Genomic DNA, 22,730 nt, shown 5'->3' with positions numbered 1-22,730 from the left:
ACGATGGCAACTTCAAGCTTAAGCTCATTAGGTCTTGGTAGTGATGGTGCACTTTCATACGATACAATTGATAAATTAAGAGCAGTCGATGAGAAAGCTATACTTAATCCTATTGATGCAAAGATAACCACAAACACGACCAAAACGACAGATTTAGCGACACTTACGTCATTGGCGAACACCTTGAAGTCATCAACATCTGCATTATCAACAGAGAACAACTACCTTCAAAGAACTACCACTGTTTCAAATGATGCCGTATCGGTAACAACAAAAGCAGGTACAACGGTAGACAATTTTACACTGCATGTTGACAAACTTGCACAGCAAGATATTTATCAATCAACCAGTTTTGCGAGTAAAACAAGTACATTTACATCTGCGAGTGACACGCTTACTCTTGCAATTGGAACCAACACATATGCTATTAATGTAACATCGGCTACAACACTGACTGAGCTTCAAAGCATGATCAATGAAAAAGCTGGTGGTAAGGTCACTGCTTCTATCCTTAATGTTGGTGGAACCAATCCGTATAAACTTGTTATCAAATCAAATTCGACAGGGGCTGATAATGCCATTACATTATCAGCAACAGGAACTGCTCTGACCGATTTAGGATTAGATCAAAGCGCCAATCATCTCAAAACTGCGAGAGATGCTTCTCTTATTTACAATGGTGTTACCGTATCACGCTCATCAAATACCATTGATGATCTTGTTGTGGGTACAAGTATTGTATTAAACAAAGAACAAACAGATGCGTCAACCAATACAACTGTTTCAATTACACAAGATTGGAGCAATATTAGTACCAATCTGAAATCACTTGTAACGTCATACAATGATTTGATGACAAAATTAAAAACAGCAACGGCCTTTGATACAACAGCAAAAACAGCAGGAACATTCCAAGGCATTACACAAATCAACACATTAAGTGCCGATATTCGTAAGCAAGTTTTAGGTGTTGATAGTGAAGGCAGAGGTCTTAGTGACTATGGTGTTAGCATGAATACTGAGGGTAAACTTGAGTTTAATGCAACAACATTCAATGCCAAAGTAGCAGCTGATCCTGCAGATGTTAAAGACTATTTTTTAGGTTCAACAACTTATAGCACCACATCCTATAAAGGAGCTTCCGTTGCAGCTGGAGGGTTGAGTATTGGTGCTAGCGCATTTTCGATTAATGGCAAGGCTATTACCTTTACAACACTTTCAACCGCAACCATAGACGATAATTTAGCTGCTATTAAAACAGCCATTAATAATGCTGGCATCACAGGTATTGAAGCAAGCCTTGGAACCAATAATAATATCGTTATAAACGGTGCTAAAGGTGCGGATATTGTCATTACAGGTGATAGCACGGCACTCTCTTCTCTAGGATTGCAAACAGCCAATATTTACTCTTCGCCAACCACGAAAGAGGGCCTTTTTACAAAGTTTAATTCGATGCTCACAGGTTATGTGAATACTACGGATGGAACCCTAACACAATATAACAAAAGTTTGGCGACAGAAAAAACCACATTAACAAAAACAAGAGCAACCGCTGTTACACGACTAGATACAAAATATGAAGCTATGGCAACAAAATTTGCCGCCTATGATAGTATTATTAGTAAACTAACCAATCAGTTTAGTTCACTCTCTAGTATGATCAAACAATCTTATAGCACCAGCAACTAATTCAAGGAAACCATTATGTATACCAATTTAGCATACTCAACTTACTCACAAAACAACGCCTCTATTGAATCTTCTGAAAAGTTGATTAGAATGCTATACGAAGGTGTCTTACGCTTTGCATCACAAGCAAAAAAAGCCATTGAAGATGGAAATATTGAGAAACGAACGTATTGGATCAATCGTACATCAGCTATCTACACAGAGCTTATTAACTCACTCAATTACGATGGGGGTCAAATAGCGCATTATCTTAGTGGTCTTTACATTCACCAAGTGAAACTTCTTGCAGAAGCCAATATGTACAATGATACAACCAAACTGGATGAAGTCATTAATGTTGCTAGAGAATTATTACAAGCTTGGAAAGAAGAGACTGAGTATGTCGTGGATTAAAAATTTTACGATTGCTATCGTAGAAGAGAATTACACAAATATTGGTGAGCTTATAGATACTATGCCTCATTTTGAAACCCTTGAAGAAGCACAAACAGCATGTGCATTGATTCAAGAAGCTTTGGTGATTATGGAAAGAGAGAAAGCAAATACATTTGAAGCTATGCAAAAACTTAAAAAAACACGTAAATTTATTGATACATCCCCCGACTCATACTTACAAGAATACAGAGGGTAAAACCTTACCCTCCTCTTCTTAATTCTTAATCTTCAAAACACTTTTTAATTAACGAAGAACTCTCTGGCTTTGTCATTAACGAAACAACAACTGCTGTTAGTGCAGAGAGTGGTAAAGCAACAATCATGGCGTCTACAAAAGTTATTTTCCCCATTAAAAGCGTATTGACGCCAAAAAGCATTTTACAAAGACCCAACTCTTTTGCCTCTTGAAAGTGAACAAACAAAAGCCAAAAAGTGGTAACAATTGTACCCACAATCATTGAGGCAATAGCTCCTTTTTTAGTCATACGTTTCCAAAAAAGTCCACCAAAATAGGTCGGCAAAAAGATGCTCGCACACAGAGCAAAAAAGATAGCAGTGCTTCGTGCAATAATCGCTGGTTGATCATCAAAAATATAGGCTAAGGTTACAGAAATAACGATCATCACCACAATACCCACACGTGTAATAAGCAGTGAATTAGGGTTATGTTTTCCTGCAATCTGCTCATAAACATCACGACCTATGGCTGTTCCCATCGCATGAAATTGGCTTGAGAGTGTACTCATAGCCGCAGAAATAAGCGCAAATAAAAAGATAAATGCAAACCATTTTGGCATCGCTGCATTAATGAAATGAGGAATGACTTTACCAATGCCACCAGCACTTTGAAGTGCATTTTTACCTTCATTAAACTCATAGTACCAAACGTTGGTAAGTGCCCCTACAATAAAGATGATGCCCGTCATCGCAATGATAAAAACACCCCCAATTAAAACCGCACGATTGAGTTCATTTTTACTTTTAACGGTCATAAAACGAACAACCAACTGAGGTTGTGCTAAAACGCCGACACCTACGCCCATAGTAATCGTCGTAATAACAAAAAGCCATCCTTCAGAGAGGAAAACAGGCATCTTATTCCATCCTTGAAAACCCCAATTCATAGAGAGTTTCATCATAAAATCAGGGCTACCTGCGTTAAGATCTTTGATGTTGACACTACCAAGCGATGCTACCGTTTCATTCCAGACGGTTTCAAGTTTAGTAAAACCTATATCAATACCACCTACAGCATCAAAAACCATAAACAAAAGCATAAGCATTGCTACAAACATGATGACACCTTGCAAGGCATCGGTGAGCATTACCCCTTTAAGGCCACCCGCTAAAACATAACCTGTCACGATAACGGACATGACTAAAAGGGCTAGATGATAATCTACTTTAAAGTAAGCCACCAAGAACTCTGTTCCACCAATTAGAACAGCCGAAGTGTACAAAGGCATAAAAATTGTAATCAAAACACCACCAAACATCTGAATAAACTTAGAGTTAAAACGTCGTCCTAGTAATTCAGGAAAGGTGTGTGCATTAAGGCGAATGCCCATTTTACGGGTAGGATTGCCCAAGAAGACAAATGCAATAAAGACACCAATGAAGATGTTACAAAAGGTAAGCCAAAGAAGCGAATTTCCTAGCCATGCAGCCACACCACCAAAACCTACGATCGCTGCTGTGGAGATAAAAGTAGCACCATAGCTTAATGCCATAACAAATGGATGCGTATCGCCACCTGCTATGAGGTAATCTGCTGAACTTTTTGTCTGTTTATAGCCCACAAAGCCAAGATAACCCAATACGGCTAGGTAAATAATGATGATGATATTTTCAAGTATACTCATCATAGATCCTCATTGATTCGAGCTTCATCTTTATCCCAAGATTTCGTGTTTAGCACCTTCTCCTCTTTGTCCTTATTCCAGTTTATTACACCGTAAATAACGCACAAAAGAGCACTTGCATTCATTAACCAAAATGCCGATCCAACGCCCAAATCAAATGTTCCCATCACAATCCCTTCCTTTTAAAAGTTCCTTAAAAGTAATATAAAATCCTTTAATGAAACTTTATTTTTATCTTAAAACATTTGTAAAAAAACTATAAGTTTCAAAATTGCTCACTTTAAGCGTTACACTTTTGACACATATACTTAGATAAGTATTTTATAAAGTAAGTTTCAATACTCTTTAAACCATTACTATCTATCAGCAACGGAGCACAACGATTATGAAACAGATTTTGATGGGAAATGACGCCATCGCCCTTGGTTTGATTCACGCAGGGGTTGATATGGTTTCAGGTTACCCAGGAACGCCTTCAAGTGAAATTTTGGGAAATTTTCAAAAATTTAGAGATAAATTTAAACTAGAAGCATACGCACAGTGGGCGACCAATGAAAAAGTAGGTTTTGAAGTAGCTTATGCGGGAGCCATCTCTGGTAAACGCACCTGTGCAACCATGAAGCAAGTCGGACTCAACGTGGCGAGTGACCCTTTAATGAGTGCTTCTTACATCGGACTTAAGGGTGCCATGCTACTCATCTCGTGCGATGATCCTGGTTTTTACTCCTCTCAAACCGAGCAAGATAGCCGAAGTTTTGCCAAATTTGCGCGCATTCCTGTGCTTGACCCTTCCACGCCACAAGAAGCCTATGACATGGTTAAACTTGGAGTTGAACTTTCCCATCAATTTGAATCGATTGTCATGCTTCGCCCTGTCATGCGTGTCAGCCATGCCAGAGAGATTTGTGAAGTCGATGATAGTTTACATGTAAAGGCAAATCAAGGCAATTTTGAGCGTAACATTCCACGTTGGGGCGCTGTACCACCTGCTGGAAGATTTAGACAAGGTTTGGAACAGATCGATCGTTTGGAAGCCATCAAAGCATGGAACTGGGATCATCTCATTAAGCCTAAAACCCATGCACTTAAAGGTGAAAATGTTCTCTGCCTTACCAGTGGAACGGGTGATGGTTATGTCCGTGAAGCCATTAGTGAACTTGACATTCATGCCGATGTGCTCAAACTCGATATGCCCTACCCGCTTCCCAAAGAAAAGCTCGAAGAACTCTTTGTCCATTACAACAAAGTCATTGTTTTTGAAGAGAGCTTTCCCTGTATTGAAGAGCAGTTAAGCTCGCCAAAACTGTATGGAAAACTGACCAAGCATGTTCATGTTATTGATGAATTTTCCAAAGACAAAGTACTTTCCGCTTTTGCAAATGCGGGTGTTATAGCGCCAAGTCATGCGTATAAAAGTGAAAAATACACCGAAGAACTTCCCAAACGCCCACCCAATATGTGCCCAGGCTGTCCTCACCGTGATGTTCACTATGCCATTACCAAAGTCTTTAAAAAGAAAAAGTCTATCTACACATCCGACATTGGTTGCTACACACTAGGACTCAATCAAGCGGCGATCGATACGATTTTGTGTATGGGGGCGAGCATTTCCATGGCGAGTGGTTTTAGCATCTCTGATCCTGATAAAACTGTTATTGCAACCATTGGAGATAGTACGTTTATGCACTCGGGTGTTGCGCCACTCATTAATGCTGTGTATCAAAACCATAAATTTATTCTTGTCATCTTAGACAACTCCACGACTGCCATGACGGGTCGTCAAACGACACCTGAACGCACTAATCCACATCAAATTGACATCAAACGCATTGTTGAGGGATGTGGCGTGAGTTGCCACGAGTATGTGTATGTACAAGATATTAACAAAACTGTTGACTTTATGAAATCACTTCACGAGATGTATAAGACGGCAACCGCTCCTGTTGTAGCGGTAGTACGTGAATTTTGTGTTCTGGATAGAGAAAATGCTATGGGTCGTCTTGGAAATGTGACTGTAGAAGTTGATGAGGATAAATGTGTCGCGTGTGATTCGTGCATCACTAACTACAAATGCCCTCCAATGCACTACAACGATGCTGGTAAAATGGAAATTGACCCATTCTTGTGTGCGGGTTGTGGTTCATGCCTTGATGTGATCTGCCCCACCGATGCGTTTGTCAAAAAAGAGGAGAAGTAAGATGAAGTATCAAATTGTTATCGCAGGCATCGGCGGACAAGGTGCTGTCTTTTTGGTCAAAGTTCTGAGTATCGCCTCTGCACTTGCGCATCAAAAATGTTTAGGAACGGAAAATCACGGTATGAGCCAACGCGGAGGTTCTGTTTCGTGCTACGTTAAAATCGGTGACTTTTACGCCCCAGCTATTGATGAAGGACAAGCCGATCTTCTCATCGCACTTGAGGGCAATGAAGCACTTCGCAACATCCAATATTTGAACAAAGACAAAGGTGTCATTGTGATGAATGCGCCTAAAAACTTCCCAAAAGTCAGCTTTGAAACCCATAGCGTTGATGCGTTTAAAAAAGCAAAAGCCAATGAGTTTCCAATAGACGCTTTAAATGTTTATATGTTAGGTGTAACACTTGCACTCGATCCTCATTTTCCATTTTCTTGTAAAGAGATCGAAGAAGCCATTACGCAAATGAACGCGAAAGTAGCGGAGAAAAATATCGTAGTACTTCATCAAGGCATTAACGATGCAAAGGATAAGAAATGATCTGGTCGAAAGAAGAGACGCTTCCACGCCATAAACTCACTGAACTTCAAAGCCAAAGGCTTCAAGACACTGTAGCACGCGTCTATGCGCATGTGCCTTTTTACCAAAAAAAGTTTGCAGAACTTGGCATTACGCCTTCGGATATTACCGCTATTGACGACATCGCAAAACTTCCCTTTACCAAAAAACAAGATTTGCGCGACAACTACCCTTTCGGGCTTTTCGCAGTTAAAAAAGATGCCGTGGTGCGTATTCATAGCTCTAGTGGCACAACAGGAAAACCAACGGTTGTTGGCTACACCAAAGCCGATCTTGACACATGGAACGAAGTGATGGCTCGTGTCTTTACAATGGCAGGAGTCACAAGCGAAGATACATCGCATAATGCTTATGGATATGGGCTTTTCACGGGTGGCTTAGGGCTTCATTATGGCGCTGAAACCGTGGGAGCTACGGTTGTTCCAAGCAGTGGTGGTTTTACGTCACGTCAGCTGATGCTTATGAAAGACTTTGAAGCAACCGTTTTGACTTCTACGCCCTCTTTTGCGCTCCACATGGCAGAAGCGGCGCTTGCTGAAGGTTATGACATCCAAAAAGATTTCAAACTCAAATGCGGCATCTTTGGAGCAGAACCCACAAGTCTTGGACTCAAAGAAGAAGTAGCCCGTGTATGGGGCATTCACTACTGCGAGATTTACGGTCTTTCTGAGATCATCGGACCGGGCGTTTCTTCTAACTGTTTTGAGAGCAAAGACCTGCACGTTTTTGAAGATCATTTCTACCCTGAGATCATCGACCCTAAAACGCTTGAAGTGTTGCCGTATGGCGAAAAAGGTGAGTTGGTCATCACCAGTCTTACCAAGCAAGCGTTTCCGATCATTCGCTACCGAACAGGTGACATCACCTCGCTTGACCAAACTCCGTGCAAGTGTGGCAGAACGCATGTACGCATGAAAAGCGTTATGGGGCGTGTCGATGACATGCTCATCGTCAATGGTGTCAATGTCTTCCCTTCACAAGTAGAACATGTGCTCTCCAACATCGAAGGCATTACACTGAACTACCAAATCATCGCTGATAAAAAAGGCTACCTCGATAAGCTTGAAATTATGGTGGAAGTCACTGAAGATATGCCTCTTGATAGCATCGGACAACTCGAAGCCTTGAAAAAGAAAATCCAACATGAACTGCTCAACAACCTCTACATTAACGCAGAGATCAAACTTGTTGAGCCACGAACCATAGAGCGCAGTGTCGGCAAAGCCGTCCGCGTCATCGATAAAAGGAGTCTATAATGAAATGCAACATTAAACAACTAACGATTTTTTTAGAAAATAAGGCGGGTGAGCTTTCCGTTCTTACTCACATTCTCTCCAAAAATGGCATCTCTATCAAGTCCATTTTACTCGCAGATTCGACCGACTTTGGTTTGGTTCGCACCATCGTGGACAATCCTGAAAAAGCCAAAACCGTGCTCGAAGATGAAGGCTTTAGCGTGCGTTTTACCGATGTTTTTGGTGTCAAGATCGAAGATGTTGTGGGAAGCTTTGATAAAGCCGTGAGTGCCCTCTCCGAAGCTGGCATTAACATTCTTTACACGTACAGCTTTTATGAGGCAAGTACGGGTATTTTCATTTTCAGCGTCGATAAAGATCGCTTTGATGATGCTATCAAAGCATTGCAAGCTAAAAATATTGAGATCGTTCAAGCCAAACACTTTTACATGTAAAGGGTTTCTATGACATTTAGTAAAAACGAAAGCCTTTGCAAAGATGAGCTTCAAGCGTTACAGTTAAAACATCTTAAAGAGACACTGCTTAGGGTCTATCATCTCGTTCCTTTTTACAAAAATAAGTTCGATGAACACGGTGTTTTACCGCAAGACGTCAAATCTTTGGAAGACCTTGCTAAACTCCCCTTTACGAAGAAAAAAGACCTTCGTGACAACTACCCTTTTGGCATGTTCTCGGTCGATATGGATCAAATTGTACGCATCCACAGCTCAAGTGGCACGACAGGCAAACCTACCGTTGTGGGCTATACTGAGCACGATATGGACATCTGGGCGGAAGTGATGGGGCGTGCTTTTACGATGGGCGGTGTGACATGCCAAGACATCATGCAAAACTCCCACGGATATGGACTTTTCACAGGCGGTCTAGGCTTTCATAACGCCGCAGAACGCATGAAAATCGCCGTCATCCCAAGCTCAACAGGTTTTACCTCTCGCCAACTTTTGCTTCTAAAAGATTTCGGCGCAACCGTACTGACAGCAACACCTTCGTTTGCCTTACACATGGCAGAAGTTGCAAAGGCTGAGGGCTACGACATCGCAAAAGACTTTAAACTACGCGTTGGATTTTTCGGAGCAGAGCCTACGAGCGAAGGGCTTAAAAATGAGATAGCCCACATTTGGGGCATCGACTACCACGAGATTTACGGACTCTCTGAGATCATCGGACCGGGTGTGGCGTGCAACTGCAAACACTCAAACTTACTGCACATTCACGAAGACCATTTCTACCCTGAGATCATCAACCCTGAAACGGGCGAAGTCTTGCCAGAGGGTCAAAGAGGCGAACTTGTCATCACAACCCTTACCAAACAAGGTTTGCCGATCATTCGCTACCGAACGGGTGACATTACCTCACTGACGCGCATTCCGTGTCGTTGTGGCAGAACCATCGGCAGAATCGAGAGCATCGTCGGCAGAAGTGACGATATGCTCCTCATCAACGGTGTCAACGTCTTCCCATCGCAAATCGAGCATGTACTCTCCACGCAAGAAGGCATCACCCTCAACTACCAAATCATCGCCGATAAAAAAGGCTACCTCGATAAACTCGAAATCGACGTGGAACTTGATGAGCACTTAATCAGCGATGATGTCAGCTACCTAGGAAACCTCAAAAAGGAGCTCCAACACGCCCTTTTGAACAATCTCTACATCAACGTCGAAGTCAAACTCGTAGCACCCAAATCTTTGCAAAGAAGTGAGGGAAAAGCGGTGAGAGTTTTGGATAAGCGACCCAAATAATTTCTTACATGTAAGGTTTTAAAGCCTTACATGTAAAATGCTTTTAGTGCATTATGACTTGGCTTTTTTAAGCATCTTCGCCGTTGTATCAATATACTCTATAAAATCTTGCTCGACACGTGAAAGTTCATTTTTTGTTTTTTCTTTGTATTTTTCATATTCATTGTATGCTTTTTGGATAGCTTTGTCGTGGCTAATTTTTCCTGCATGTTCTAGTATATCTTTGCCTGTCATTTTCAAAAAATCATCTAATCTTGCTATCCAATCGCTCATATACATAGGTGTTTTACTCATCGCTTGGATTTCTGCCAGTTCGATGTAAGCCGTTACCATACGATTTAAAAGGTTGAGTTCATCTTCACTCAGATAATTTTTGGCAACACCGATCTCTTGCCTTGTGGGATGTGTGCCTTTGAAATTGGTAAGCCCCATATGTGGCTTGGCACTATCTGCCCTTTCATAGACAAGTTCAGCCGCTGTGTTGCCGTGAATTGCCCAGTGCATTTTATTTTGCACTGTTTGAAAAAAGAGAATACTTTGCTCCGCTCTTGAGTCATAATCTATGCTCGTAGAATAAATATCAAGCACTTTACGCCAAAAAATCTTCTCACTACTTCGTATATCGCGGATGCGCGCTAAAAGCTCTTCAAAATAATTACCGCCACCTGCAAGTTTCAGTAGCTCATCGTTCATCGTAAAGCCTTTGACTATGTACTCTTTGAGCCTTGCCGTTGCCCATTGGCGAAACTTTGTACCTTGCAACGACTTCACACGATAGCCAACAGAAATGATGACATCTAGATTGAAATATTTTGTGTAAGAAATCTGTGTTTTGTTTTCTATCGCACCGTGTTTAGTGGTATGTGCACATTGTGCACATACCACAGTTTCATCAAGTTCTCCCTCTTGAAAAATATTTTTTATATGTTTGGATATGACCGTTCTATCTCTTTGAAATAGCTCCGCCATTTGCTCAATATTGAGCCAAACTGTCTCATTTTCAAGCCTCGTTTCTATTCTCGTTTTACCATCTTCACTTTGATAGATAAGAATGTTTGATGTTGTTGGATTGTTTGTCATATTATACTTGCCTCATTTTTATTTGGTATCTTCCTCAATTTCATCAAAAAAATGCATTTGACGTTCATTTAAACGTTTTTGATATTTTCGTTTTTTCCCAGCTTCACGAAGTTTTAATTCTCCTAAATCTAATTCTCTGGTTCCATAAACCATTAAAACACGATAATTTTTATTCTTTTCATCCCCGAATTCATCAAAAATAATCTTAATTTCTAAATGACAACTGATTGATGAACCATTTAAAAATGTATGTTTACCTTCAATTACTTCTTGTTTGAACTTAGAATCAGCCATACTAAAATCAATTTTTTCATTTTTATATTTTCCACGCCAATTATATTTTCCCTCTTTTAAAACTGGTGATATTATTTCTATTATTGCATCATCGTCTTTTAAGGTTGTTGTGTCATCATGTAAAATAAAGTTCTTAAAATCTTTTCTCTCAACTAGATATTCATCTTCATTGTTTTCTAAACTTCTGTATCCAATTTTTTCAACTTTTTCATAAGAGTCAATTTTTTTATAAAAATTTGAAATATATTTTTGTACTAATTTATCATTTAATTTTTCATCAATTTGTTTCTCTATTTCTATTTCTTTTTTTACATTATCAAGTTTTAGACTTTTAAGAGTTTCTTGTTTTATCTTTATATCTAACTTCTCAGTCTGAGCATTGCGAGTCGCATAATGTGTAACTATATTGTTTAAGGCAGGAGATAAATAACTTAGTGTTCTATCTATAACAAAGCCAGAAAAAGTTAAAATTTCAACTAATCCACCTTCTTGATATGCCTCTGTTTCTATTTTTAGTTCACTATCTAAAAGCTCACCTATTCGTTTGATAGCTTCAAGAAAATCTTTTTCAGCCTTATTCCTTACGAAAGCATTCATAGAATGCGACTTATCTTTTAAATAGTAGTGTAATTCGAACTTTTTCGCAGTATTATCCATAAGTCATATTACCTTTATATCAAAATCACTTAAAGTATTCACGAACAGACATCTCCGTATTATAACAAGATTTTCACTAAGCCTTTTATCAAAAGGAGTGGCTATAATAGTCAAAAGCTTTTCAAAGGAATTGCATGCTCAAAATCGCCGTTTCCGCCTGTTTACTGGGTGAGCCTATACGTTACGATAAAACAGGACAACGAGATCGTTTTATTACCGACAAGTTAGGCAAGTACGCTTCGTTTATTCCATTTTGCCCTGAGCATTTAGCCTTTGGAACACCACGCGAGACCATACGCATTGTGCTTGAAGAGGGGCATAAAAACGTCATCACTGTCTTTTCCAAAAACGATGTTACACAAGCCATGAATGATGCGGTAGCGCATGAACTTCACAAAATTCAAAACGAAGAGATTTGTGGCATCATACTCAAGTCAAAGTCACCCAGTTGTGGGCTTGGCAGTACCAAGTACTACATGAAAGAGATGAGCGAAGGTAAGAAAGATGGGCTTTTTGCGCTTACATGTAAAGCACATTTTGTGGATTTTCCTATCGAGGAAGAGGCACGTTTGATCGACCCTTGGCTAAGGGAAAACTTTGTGATGCAACTCTTTGCGTATGAGGATGCAATGCAGCTTCAAAAAAACATCAAAACGATGCAAGAGCTTGTGGCATTTCACACTGCGTATAAGTTTCTGCTTCAAAGCAAACATGAGACGAACTACCGCCTTTTGGGCAAAATTGTTGCCAACCATGAGAAAAAGAGTTTGAAAGAGATCACGCAAGAGTACATCAGCCTTTTTAAACAAACCATCGCACATAAAGGTACGATTGGGAAAACGGTCAATGTACTTCAACACATGGTCGGTTTTTTCAAAAAAGAGCTGACCAGCAGTGAAAAACAAGAACTACATTTACAAATCGAAGAGTTTCGCGACGAGATCATTCCGCTTATCGCGGTGATGAGCACCATTGAATTTTTAGCGAAAAAGTACAACACAACCTACCTTTTGGGACAGAAATTTTTGAATCCTTACCCTAAAGACCTCTCCCTTCGCTCTATAATACAAGAAGGCAAATGAGCATGAAAAAAGTCCTCTGGTTTAGACGCGATTTGCGTGTTTTTGACTCGATGCTTTTAGCGATTGAGGGTGAGGTTTTACCCATTTTTATTTTCGATACGAACATTTTAAATGCTCTTGAAAAGAGTGATAAAAGAGTCTCTTTTATTTTTGAGCAGGTGCTTAAACTCAAAGATGATCTTAAAGCGATGGGGCTTGATCTTGCGCTCTTTTATGGCACGCCTTTAGAAGTGTTTACTTACCTCAAAACATTAGGGATTAGTGAGGTTTATGCCAGTGTGGATTATGATGCTCATGCCAAAGAGCGTGATGCTAAAATCGCAGAGCAATTAAGCTTTCATGCACTCAATGATTGTTACCTTTTTGAGCCAAACGAAGTCCTCAAAAAAGACGGCTCTCCTTACCTTGTTTTCACCCCATATTATAGGGCTGTTCAAGCACTTTACACAAAATTTTACGCATTAGAATACACAAGAGGCAAACAAAGCCTTTCAAACTTCGAGTACAACGAGCTTTGGTGTATTCAAATTGGAGACAAAAAACCTTTACATGTAAAGATAGAAAGTATGGGGTTTGAGTCTTTACATGTAAACATTTTAGAGCCTCAAAAAGCGTTAGAAATCTTTACATGTAAAGTAGATTCATATGCCCAAAAACGTGATTTTTTAGATACAGATGCCACGTCTCATTTGAGCGTTCATCTTCGTTTTGGCACACTTTCTATTCGTGAAGTCGTGCGCTTTTTAGCGAAACTCAAAGCACAAGGGCATGACACAGAACCCTTTTTTAGACAGCTTATGTTTCGCGAATTTTATGCTTATTTGCTCTACCATTTTCCAAAACTTGCATGGGAGAATTATAAATACTCTCCGCCTATTTCAAATGATGCTGAAGTCTATGAGCGATTTATCTCGGCTCAAACGGGTTATCCACTTATTGATGCCGCAGTTACTGAACTGCTCACAACAGGGTTGATGCACAACCGTGCTCGCATGGTAATCGGTTCTTTTTTTACGAAGCATTTGATGTTACCGTGGCAAAGGGGTGAGGCATTTTTTGCGAAGTATCTTTTGGATTATGATGCATCGGCAAACATACTTTCATGGCAGTGGTGTGCTGGAACAGGGATAGACCCGCAACCTTATTTTCGTATCTTTAACCCTTATGCACAGTCGTTGAAGTTTGATAAAGAAGCACGCTACATTAAGCGACATCTTCCTCTTTTAAAAGATGTTCCAGCCTCATCTTTACATAAAGAAGATTACTTAATGACGCATGATATCGAAAGCTATCCAAAGCCCATTATTGGGCATGAAAGCGCACGAAGGCGCTTTCTAAGTTCGTTTACTTCTTAAACTCCACGACTTCACTCAGAGACAAACGGTGTTTACCTCTTTGCTCATTTGCGCGGTAGCCAAATGGAATGACAAGTGCGCTTTGATACACAGAGGTATCAACACCCAAAAGTGCATCGACTTTTGCATACTCGAAGCCTTCAATAGGACACGAATCAATGCCGATAAACGCAGCAGCAGTCATCATGTTTCCTGCCGCAATATAACACTGTTTCTCACTCCACATCTCGATGGTATGGTCATCTCTACCGTCAACCCAACCTTTATAAATGCCCATCAAACCTTTAAACGCATCTTCCGCCAATCCCCAACGACTTAATTGCTTTTTGGTGTAAACATCACTACTTCTAACATCTTTGCGTGCTAGGATAACGAGAAGGTCGCTACATGTAGAGATCTGTGGTTGATTCCATGAAACTTTTTCGATTTCAGTTTTGAGTGTTTGGTTTTGTACGACGACAAACTTCCACTGCTCAATACCAAATGAACTAGGACTCAAACGCCCTGCTTCTAAAATAAATTCTAAGTCTTCCGCTGGTATTTTTTTGCCATCAAACAGTTTACATGCATGACGATAATTCATCGCCGCTAAAAATAGTTTTTTGCTATCCATTAAAAATCTCCTTGTTAATTTAGTAGATTATAATGTAACTCAAACGCGCTTTGCGTTAAGCTAAAAAGCAACACTATTTTTTAAGAAATCTATTAACTTAATAAGAGAAAACACCATTACATACAAAAAATACTGTAAGGGAAATTAAAGTAAATTATTCATACAATTACCTCAGTATTAAAACAAAAAAGGATTCATAATGCAAAACGACTTTACAAAAGCGATGGACTTTCGCCATGCGTGCAAACTCTTTGACGAAACTAAAAAGATCACAGATGAGCAGATGCACTTTATCCTAGAAGCAGGTCACAAATCGCCCTCTTCGTTTGGTATGGAGCCGTGGAAGTTTTTGGTCATTACCAACGAAGAGCTTAAAGCAAAACTTCGCCCAGTATGCTGGGATCAACCCCAAGTTACCACCAGTTCACATCTTGTGATTATCCTAGCGGCGATTGACGCAGTCAAAGTTGAGAGTGGCGTACCAGCGCTTCGTTTTGGAAGACGTGAAATGCCACAAGAGAAAAAAGATTTTTACCTCAATTTATACGCCAATCACCTCCAAGAGACGCTTAGTTCAGATAAAAACATCTATGCATGGACAGCAAAACAAAGCTACATCGCTGCTGGTAACATGATGACTGCCGCCGCATTTATCGGCATTGATTCATGCCCGATTGAAGGCTTTGAAAAAGAGAAAGTTGAAGCCATTTTGGGACTTGATACGAGCAAATACCAACTCGCAATGGTGCTTCCTTTTGGTTACCGCATCAACCCACAATCTCCGCAACTTCGCGTACCATTTAACGAAGCAGTAGAGTTTATTAAGTAACACACCCAGAGCCTAGAAATTAGGCTCTCCTCTCCCCTTTCATATTTCATTTTGAAATATTTTAGCCTTTACATGTAAAAAAATTCTATCATCCCAGTATGAAATTAACCACCGAAGATAAACTCTCCCTCTTAGCAGGCAGTGCCAAGTACGATGTCTCATGCTCCTCCAGTGGCAGTGAGAACAACTACAAAACAGGCGAACTTGGCTGTGCGCATACCAGTGGTATTTGCCACAGTTTCACCAGCGATGGACGGTGTGTTTCACTTTTAAAAGTTTTGCTTACCAATGTTTGCATTTACGACTGTGCCTATTGCATCAACCGTGTGAGCAATGACACTCCAAGAACGGCATTTACCCCAAGAGAACTGGCAGACCTTACCATCAACTTTTACAAACGCAACTACATAGAAGGACTTTTTTTAAGCTCTGGCATCATCAAAAATGAAGACCACACGATGAGTTTACTGCTTCAAACCTTGCGTATATTGCGCCATGAGTACCGTTTTAACGGCTATATTCATGTCAAACTCATCCCTGGGGCATCCAAAGAACTCATCGAAGAAGCCACCCTTTTAGCACACCGTGTCAGCTCCAACATCGAACTTCCTAGCTCCAAAAGCCTTGCCCTACTCGCACCTGACAAAACCAAAGAGAAGCTTCTCTCACCCCTCAAACACGCGCGTGACATCACACTGCAACGAAGCGCAAAGCCCATATCTATGAGTACACAGATGATTATAGGAGCAACCAGCGAGAGTGATTTTGAGATATTAAAACTCTCTTCCTCGTTGTATGAAAAAGCACTGTTAAAGCGTGTCTATTACTCTGCGTATATCGCGGTCAATAATCACAAGCATCTACCCGTACCTGAGCTTTCCAAGCCACCACTTCTACGTGAACATAGGCTTTATCAAGCCGATTGGTTGTTGCGATTTTACGGTTTTTCGTACGATGAGATTTTGAGTGAGAACCAAAACCTCGACATTCAGTTTGACCCAAAAACCTTTTGGGCACTCTCAAATCTTCACCTTTTTCCCATCGATGTCAACCATGCACCCCAAGAGATTTTAGTACGCATTCCGGGTATTGGCATCCGTGGAGCGCTGAAAATTTTGCAAGCACGACGCTTTAAGAAACTTTGCTTTGAAGACCTCGTAAACCTTAAAATCTCACTCAAGAAAGCGCGTTATTTCATCATAGCAGGCAAAGATTTTCACAGAAGTTCCTCTCTTTATACGGAGAAGATCAAACTAGCCCTCATTCATCAAGGCTCGAACATCATTCAGCCTACATTGTTTGACACTTCCATCTACACGGGAGAGCTGTGATGATCTTGCTCTACGATGGCAGTTTTGAAGGGTTTTTGTCCTTGGTGTATGAGGTTTATTATGAAAAGTTACAGGTAAATTCTATTGTCAAAAAAATGCCCGAAACGCTTCTATTTGAGCGTTTTCATGAGATTTTTACCGATGAAGCCAAAGCGGGAAAAGTCTTAGACGCCATTACCAAGCACTTTACCAAAGAGCAACAACATACTATCTTTCACATTGTTTTATGCGACACGCGAGACTATGAGATGGCGCTTTTGGAATATCTTCGCATCGGGTTTAAAAACAAAAAAGAGCTTCGTAACATTAACAACACCAACCTTTTTTACATCCAAAATCTCGAAAAAGAGCTTTTGTGTTTGGTGCATAAAATGTACGGTTTTACCCGCTTTGAGGAATTAGAAGATGGAACGCTCTATGCCAAGATTGAAACGAAGTTTAACATTGTCCCTTTTTTGGGTGAGCATTTTTGCAAACGTTTAGGAAACATACCTTTCATCATCCACGATGTTAAACGTGCTCTTGCTTTTGTCAAAAATAATGAACTGCGAGAAATTCGCTCTATTGCCTCTTTTGATGCACCCATCTATTCAAGCGAAGAGGAAAAATTTAAAGCATTATGGAAGAGCTTTTTTAAAGCGGCGGCAGTGGAAAGCAGGTACAATCCCAAGCTTCAAAAAAGCTGGGTTCCATTGCTTTATAGAACGTATATGAGTGAGTTTATGGACGATATTTAATTTTTGTGACGGTGGCTGCTAAAAGCCACCGTTACATTGTTAAAAGAACCTATGCACTCACAACAAGCATGCCTTGAGCATGTGCATTAAGTATCTCTTGAGCGTGAAGCTCAACGATGTCAACATACCTAGGTGTTTTTCCATTGAAAATAAAATTAACACTAAAACACCAAACAAAAAGAACACAAAAAGAAAGAAGTTTAAATTTCATTTTTTTAACCTTATTTGAATTATCACAAGAATTGTAATAACTCAAAGGTTCTTCAAAGAGTCTTTTTCTGTAAATTTATGATTTTTTAGTATTTTTTAAACGATTTATAGAAGTGTCAAACGCTCTATCTTACGTTAGAGCATTTGACATGTTAAAAATTATAAGGTATCAGCGTGTCTTTCAAAGACCTCTTTATCCCAACCACCACCAAGTGATTTGTAAAGAGATACACCCGAACTCAGCAAGGCTTGTTTGGTTTGTGATGTGGCGAGTTTGGCCGAGAGCAGATTACGCTTGGCATCTAAGAGCGTTAAGTAATCTCCATAACCATTCTCATACTGTTTCTTAGCCAGTAAGTACACTTGCTCAATGTTCTTCTCATAAGAGAGTTGATGCTCAAGTTTTTGAGTGAGTGTATGACGAGTATTGAGCGCATCATACGCTTCTTGAAACGCTTGTTGCACTGTCTTAGCATACGCGATCTCTGCTAGCTCTTTATTGGCTTTGGCACTCTCAACGTTGGAGCTGGTTTTACCCATATTAAACAGTGGTGAGGCAAGGCTTCCACCAAAGCTGTTCATGGCTGATTGTGATTTCATCAAGTTAGAAAGCTGCGTGCTTTCAAACCCAAGTGCGCCTGAGAGACTAATGCTTGGAAAATAAGCAGCACGTGCCACACCGATGTTTGCATTCGCCGCTTTGAGATTCTCTTCGGCTTGTTTGATATCAGGACGTTTGGTTAACAGTTCTGATGGTAAGTTAGACGGTACCACGATATCACTTGGCAATACTCTTGGTAAGCCATCTTGACTAAAAGCAGCTATGGCTTCAGGTGATTTACCTACTAAAACGGCAAGTGCACTTTGTTGTAAAGCAATAGATTGTTCTAAGGCATCTTTTGTGATTTGAGCACTGTTAAGTTCTGCACGTTCTGATAAAAGCGTTCCTTTAGAGATAGCTCCAAGGGTGTACTTAGACTCATTACGTTTAAGTCCTTCTTCTCTTGCTTTGATGGTCTCATTGGTAATGTCCAGTTGTTCATACAAACTAATAAGGGTAAAGTAACTGTCCACCACACTGGAAGCTAAAGAGATCTTCACCGTATCTTTAGCAGCATAGGTTGCTATAAGTGAAGATCTTGAAGAGGCTTCTGCTTCTTTATATTTGCCCCATAGGTCTAGCTCATAACTTAGCACTGCACTGAGTGAGAAGTCATTGTACGTGTTATGCGCTTTAGAGTTATACGTATCGGCACTACTTCTGATTCTTTGACCTGAACCTTGGACATCAAGGCTTGGGTAACGATTGGAGGTACTGCTGGAAAGCGTTGCTCTAGCTAAAGAGATATTTGCCATAGACGTTTGAAGGTCATAGTTATTTGCCAGTGCCTCTTCAATAAGAGCTGAAAGCTTTGCATCATGGTAACTACTCCACCATGCTGCGTCCACATACGGTGATTCACTTTTTACATCAGCGCGGTACGCTTCAGGAAACTGTGTTGTTGGGATGTTCAGCTCTGGAGAGAGTGAACATCCACTTAGAATTAAGGCTATAACAGCACTGTAATAGAGACTATTCTTCATCTTTTTTTCCTTTACGTGCAAACTTCGCATTAAGCTGTGCGAGCCAGTTGTAAAAGAGTGGAATAAAGAAGATCGCAATGGTTGTTGCGGCGATCATTCCACCAATAACACCAGTCCCTATCGCATGACGACTTCCTGCTCCTGCACCTGAACTAAGTGCTAGTGGTAAAACACCAATCGTAAAGGCAAGTGATGTCATAACAATCGGACGGAAACGAAGACGTGCCGCTTCTAGGGTTGCATCAAAGATGGACTTACCTCTCTCTTGGGCTTGCATCGCAAACTCAACGATCAAGATGGCATTCTTTGCTGAAAGACCAATGAGGACTAACAGACCGATTTGGAAGTAGATGTCATTGCTAAGACCTCTTAAGTACACAGCCATAATCGCTCCAAAGACGGCAAAGGGTACTGCTGTTACGACGGCGAGTGGCATCAACCATCGTTCGTACTGCGCTGCCAAAATCAAGAAGATAAAGACGATTCCGAAGATGAACGCTTGAGAACCGCTACCTGCCATCTCTTTTTCTTGGTAAGATGTTCCTGCCCATGATGGAGTATATCCTTCTGGTGCAACTTCTTTTACGACCTCTTCGATAGCTTTTAATGCATCACCGGAAGTATAACCAGGAGCTGGTTCACCTTCGATTTTCGCCGCAGCAAAAACGTTAAAACGCTCAAGAACATCTGCCCCTACACTTCTTTCATAACTGACCAATGAACTTAGAGGAATGAGTTTACCTGAGCTTGATTTGACAAAGACATTTTTCATATCTTCAGGTTTTTCTCTGAAATCAACATCAGACTGTACATTGACCTGATAGGTACGACCAAAGAGGTTAAAGTCATTCACATAGTAAGCACCAAAAGTGGACTGCAAGGTTTTAAAGGCATCGCTAATCGAAACGCCCATTGCTTTCGCTTTTTCACGATCCAAAGTGACTTTATACTGAGGTATATTCATATTAAATGTACTTCTAACCATCATCATTTCAGGTCGTTGGCTTGCTTTTTCAACAATTTTTTGTGTTACAGCACCAAGCGCTTGGAGTGTTCCACCTGTTCTATCTTGCAAGTACATTTCAAATCCACCAGAGATACTAAGACCCATAATTGGAGGAGGATTTAACGCAAAAATCGTTGCATCGGAAACACCAAATAACGCGCCATTTAAAGCACCGCTGATTGCTTGAGAGTGTTGATTAGGCGCTTTACGTGTACTCCAATCGTTCAAGATTAAAAATGACGTTGCCGCATTGGTTTTTGCTGCACCACTTAAAAGATCAAACCCTGTAATCGCCATATTATATTCAATATCAGGCATTGCCTTGGTAATCCCACTGACTTGTGCACTCACCGCTTCTGTACGACCTAGGGTAGCTGCTGGTGGCAATGAAGTCACCGCAATCAGATACCCTTTATCTTCCATCGGAACAAGGGCACTTGGAACTTTTTGGAACAATTCATAGGTAACGCCCATCAGTGCCGCAAAAACAATAATACTAATGACTCCATGACGAACAACCAGACTGACACCACTGGTGAACCAGTTGGTTGAGGCATCAAAGAACTCATTAAATTTCTTCACAAACCAAAACGGTTTTGGCTCTTGTTTTTTCAGAAAAATTGCGCACAAGGCAGGTGTTAATGTCAAAGCCACCATACCCGAGATAACGACTGAGATAACAATGGTAATCGCAAATTGTTGGTACATTTGTCCCGTAAAACCACCCATAAAAGAAACAGGGATAAACACGGCACATAAAACCAATACAATCGCTACAACAGGTCCAGTGACCTCTTGCATCGCTTTAATCGTTGCATCTTTAACACTAATGTCATGCTCAGAGTGTAAGATACGCTCAACGTTTTCGATAACAATAATAGCATCATCGACTACGATACCAATGGCAAGCACCAGCCCAAAAAGCGTTAAAAGGTTAATCGAATAACCAAGCGCATACATCCCCGCAAACGTTCCAATAATCGAAACAGGAATAGCAAGCACAGGAATGATGGTTGCACGCATATTCTGCAAGAAAAGATAGACAATCGCAATGACTAAAAGCAAAGCTTCAATGAAGGTTTTAACCACCTCATTAACTGAAATTTGAATGAACGTTGTTGTATCATAAGGAATATTGTACGCCATATTTTCAGGAAAAGATTTTGCTACACGATCCATCGTTTCTTTAACTTTTTTAGCCGTATCAAGCGCATTGGCACCTGATTGTAAATAGATACCAATAGGCACCATTGTTTGCCCATTTTGAGTTGCAGTAACATTATACGACTCCGCGCCTAACTCTGCACGAGCAACATCTTTAAGGCGAAGGGTCGAGCCATCTTTGTTCGATTTTAAAATGATATTTTCAAACTCATCTACCTTATCAAACCGCCCTTGGGTAGTTACCGTGTAGGTATAAGCCTGAGAACCTTTTGTAGGCGTTTGATTGAAACGTCCTGTAGCAAATTGAGCGTTTTGCTCAGAAATAGCGGAGATGACATCATTAGGTGTTAAATTATACTTAGCAAGTTGGTCAGGTTTCATCCAGATACGCATCGAATAGTTTTGATTCCCAAACAATGAAGCATTACCAACACCAGAAACACGCTTCAACTCATCAATGACATTAATCAGTGCATAGTTAGCCATATAAATTTCATCGTAGCTATTGTTCGGTGAAATAATTGAAATAACTTCAAGAATCGTTGAAGATTGTTTCGTAACCGTTACACCCTGCGCTTGGACTTCAGAAGGTAGTTTATTGAGTGCGGATTGCACACGGTTATTGACGTTAATCGTCGCTAGATCAGGATCGGTACCAATCTTAAAATAGACATTGATGGTCAATGTTCCTGAAGAAGATGCGGTTGAAGACATATAAATCATATCTTCAACACCATTAATCTGTTGTTCAAGCGGTGCTGCAACGGTTTTAGCAATCGTCTCTGCACTAGCACCTGCATAGGAAGCTTGAACACTGACTTGCGGTGGTGTTACCTTAGGATACTCTTCAATGGATAAACCTCTTATACCCATTAACCCCGCAATAATCACAACAATCGATAGAACGGTTGCAAAGATTGGACGGTTGATAAAGAATTTTGAAAACATAGCTTATTCCTTCGCTTCTGCAAGGTTAATGGCAGAACCTGGACGTATCTTTGTTAGGTTATTCGTAATAACCACATCA

At 40.4% G+C, this 22,730-nt stretch carries 21 protein-coding genes; 13 read left to right on the top strand and 8 right to left on the bottom strand.

The window, feature by feature from the left end; genetic code table 11:
* Positions 1 to 3: 3 nt before the first annotated feature.
* Genes fliD through SAR02S_RS04475 form a run of 3 tightly spaced genes read left to right on the top strand, consistent with a single transcriptional unit; the run spans position 4 to position 2,323 of the window.
* Positions 4 to 1,692: a flagellar filament capping protein FliD gene (gene fliD, locus SAR02S_RS04485; protein ID WP_041957404.1), complete on the top strand. Its 1,689-nt coding sequence runs from the start codon at positions 4 to 6 to the stop codon at positions 1,690 to 1,692.
* 15 nt (positions 1,693 to 1,707) lie between these two features.
* The gene (fliS, locus tag SAR02S_RS04480; protein WP_041957402.1) at positions 1,708 to 2,085 is read left to right on the top strand and encodes a flagellar export chaperone FliS; all 378 of its coding nucleotides are present in this window, start codon (positions 1,708 to 1,710) and stop codon (positions 2,083 to 2,085) included.
* Positions 2,072 to 2,323, top strand: coding sequence for a hypothetical protein (locus SAR02S_RS04475; protein WP_041957400.1), 252 nt, complete (start codon positions 2,072 to 2,074; stop codon positions 2,321 to 2,323). The genes fliS and SAR02S_RS04475 overlap by 14 nt, the downstream gene beginning before the upstream one ends.
* A gap of 25 nt (positions 2,324 to 2,348) precedes the next feature.
* On the opposite strand, the gene SAR02S_RS04470 is transcribed toward SAR02S_RS04475, so the two are convergent.
* Entirely contained in the window at positions 2,349 to 3,989 is a 1,641-nt protein-coding gene (locus tag SAR02S_RS04470; protein WP_041957398.1) for a sodium:solute symporter family protein, read from the bottom strand.
* Positions 3,989 to 4,156 carry a symporter small accessory protein gene (locus tag SAR02S_RS13480; RefSeq protein ID WP_198133081.1) on the bottom strand — a complete coding sequence of 56 codons (168 nt, stop codon included), beginning with the start codon at positions 4,154 to 4,156 and terminating at the stop codon, positions 3,989 to 3,991. The genes SAR02S_RS04470 and SAR02S_RS13480 overlap by 1 nt, the downstream gene beginning before the upstream one ends.
* Before the next feature lie 218 nt (positions 4,157 to 4,374).
* On the opposite strand from SAR02S_RS13480, the gene SAR02S_RS04465 reads away from it, so the two are divergent.
* The 5 genes from SAR02S_RS04465 to SAR02S_RS04445 are packed head-to-tail and all read left to right on the top strand — an operon-like array spanning position 4,375 to position 9,761.
* On the top strand, positions 4,375 to 6,186 hold the full coding sequence (locus SAR02S_RS04465) for a thiamine pyrophosphate-dependent enzyme (protein WP_041957396.1): 1,812 nt from the start codon (positions 4,375 to 4,377) through the stop codon (positions 6,184 to 6,186).
* A gap of 1 nt (position 6,187) precedes the next feature.
* Positions 6,188 to 6,724 carry a 2-oxoacid:acceptor oxidoreductase family protein gene (locus SAR02S_RS04460; RefSeq protein ID WP_041957395.1) on the top strand — a complete coding sequence of 179 codons (537 nt, stop codon included), beginning with the start codon at positions 6,188 to 6,190 and terminating at the stop codon, positions 6,722 to 6,724.
* Complete coding sequence (locus SAR02S_RS04455) at positions 6,721 to 8,019, top strand: phenylacetate--CoA ligase family protein (protein WP_156961444.1); 1,299 nt, start codon at positions 6,721 to 6,723, stop codon at positions 8,017 to 8,019. Before SAR02S_RS04460 ends, SAR02S_RS04455 begins: the two co-directional genes overlap by 4 nt.
* Positions 8,019 to 8,453, top strand: a complete 435-nt coding sequence (locus SAR02S_RS04450) for an ACT domain-containing protein (RefSeq protein ID WP_041957393.1) — start codon at positions 8,019 to 8,021, stop codon at positions 8,451 to 8,453. Before SAR02S_RS04455 ends, SAR02S_RS04450 begins: the two co-directional genes overlap by 1 nt.
* 9 nt (positions 8,454 to 8,462) lie before the next feature.
* Positions 8,463 to 9,761, top strand: a complete 1,299-nt coding sequence (locus SAR02S_RS04445; protein WP_041957391.1) for a phenylacetate--CoA ligase family protein — start codon at positions 8,463 to 8,465, stop codon at positions 9,759 to 9,761.
* 51 nt (positions 9,762 to 9,812) lie between these two features.
* Here SAR02S_RS04445 and SAR02S_RS04440 read toward each other — a convergent pair whose 3' ends face one another.
* A complete protein-coding gene (locus SAR02S_RS04440; protein WP_041957389.1) occupies positions 9,813 to 10,841 on the bottom strand; it encodes a virulence RhuM family protein in 1,029 nt (342 codons plus the stop codon).
* Between the two features lie 18 nt (positions 10,842 to 10,859).
* Complete coding sequence (locus SAR02S_RS04435) at positions 10,860 to 11,792, bottom strand: hypothetical protein (protein ID WP_041957387.1); 933 nt, start codon at positions 11,790 to 11,792, stop codon at positions 10,860 to 10,862.
* A gap of 134 nt (positions 11,793 to 11,926) precedes the next feature.
* Between SAR02S_RS04435 and SAR02S_RS04430 the strand changes: the two genes are divergently transcribed.
* On the top strand, positions 11,927 to 12,874 hold the full coding sequence (locus SAR02S_RS04430) for a YbgA family protein (protein WP_041957385.1): 948 nt from the start codon (positions 11,927 to 11,929) through the stop codon (positions 12,872 to 12,874).
* Between the two features lie 2 nt (positions 12,875 to 12,876).
* On the top strand, positions 12,877 to 14,229 hold the full coding sequence (locus tag SAR02S_RS04425) for a cryptochrome/photolyase family protein (RefSeq protein ID WP_041957383.1): 1,353 nt from the start codon (positions 12,877 to 12,879) through the stop codon (positions 14,227 to 14,229).
* Here the strand turns inward: SAR02S_RS04425 and SAR02S_RS04420 are convergent.
* Positions 14,219 to 14,842 carry an NAD(P)H-dependent oxidoreductase gene (locus SAR02S_RS04420; protein WP_041957381.1) on the bottom strand — a complete coding sequence of 208 codons (624 nt, stop codon included), beginning with the start codon at positions 14,840 to 14,842 and terminating at the stop codon, positions 14,219 to 14,221. The genes SAR02S_RS04425 and SAR02S_RS04420 overlap by 11 nt on opposite strands.
* Before the next feature lie 199 nt (positions 14,843 to 15,041).
* Between SAR02S_RS04420 and SAR02S_RS04415 the strand changes: the two genes are divergently transcribed.
* The 3 genes from SAR02S_RS04415 (at position 15,042) to SAR02S_RS04405 (ending at position 17,739) form a co-directional block, all read left to right on the top strand.
* Positions 15,042 to 15,671: an NAD(P)H-dependent oxidoreductase gene (locus SAR02S_RS04415; protein ID WP_041957379.1), complete on the top strand. Its 630-nt coding sequence runs from the start codon at positions 15,042 to 15,044 to the stop codon at positions 15,669 to 15,671.
* Between the two features lie 98 nt (positions 15,672 to 15,769).
* Entirely contained in the window at positions 15,770 to 17,002 is a 1,233-nt protein-coding gene (locus SAR02S_RS04410) for a putative DNA modification/repair radical SAM protein (protein WP_041957377.1), read from the top strand.
* On the top strand, positions 17,002 to 17,739 hold the full coding sequence (locus tag SAR02S_RS04405; RefSeq protein WP_041957375.1) for a TIGR03915 family putative DNA repair protein: 738 nt from the start codon (positions 17,002 to 17,004) through the stop codon (positions 17,737 to 17,739). The genes SAR02S_RS04410 and SAR02S_RS04405 overlap by 1 nt, the downstream gene beginning before the upstream one ends.
* 49 nt (positions 17,740 to 17,788) lie before the next feature.
* Here SAR02S_RS04405 and SAR02S_RS13420 read toward each other — a convergent pair whose 3' ends face one another.
* The 3 genes from SAR02S_RS13420 to SAR02S_RS04395 form a co-directional block, all read right to left on the bottom strand.
* Positions 17,789 to 17,950, bottom strand: coding sequence for a hypothetical protein (locus tag SAR02S_RS13420; RefSeq protein WP_156961443.1), 162 nt, complete (start codon positions 17,948 to 17,950; stop codon positions 17,789 to 17,791).
* Positions 17,951 to 18,108: 158 nt separating this feature from the next.
* Positions 18,109 to 19,533 carry an efflux transporter outer membrane subunit gene (locus SAR02S_RS04400; protein WP_041957373.1) on the bottom strand — a complete coding sequence of 475 codons (1,425 nt, stop codon included), beginning with the start codon at positions 19,531 to 19,533 and terminating at the stop codon, positions 18,109 to 18,111.
* Positions 19,523 to 22,651 (bottom strand): efflux RND transporter permease subunit, encoded by a 3,129-nt coding sequence (locus tag SAR02S_RS04395; RefSeq protein WP_041957371.1) that lies wholly within the window; start codon positions 22,649 to 22,651, stop codon positions 19,523 to 19,525. Before SAR02S_RS04395 ends, SAR02S_RS04400 begins: the two co-directional genes overlap by 11 nt.
* Between the last annotated feature and the right edge of the window lie 79 nt (positions 22,652 to 22,730).

The organism is Sulfurospirillum arsenophilum NBRC 109478 (genome assembly GCF_000813345.1).
Taxonomy (GTDB): Bacteria; Campylobacterota; Campylobacteria; order Campylobacterales; family Sulfurospirillaceae; genus Sulfurospirillum; species Sulfurospirillum arsenophilum.
The sequence above is the reverse complement of the archived record's forward strand: the minus strand, read 5'-3'. Positions and strand labels throughout refer to the sequence as shown.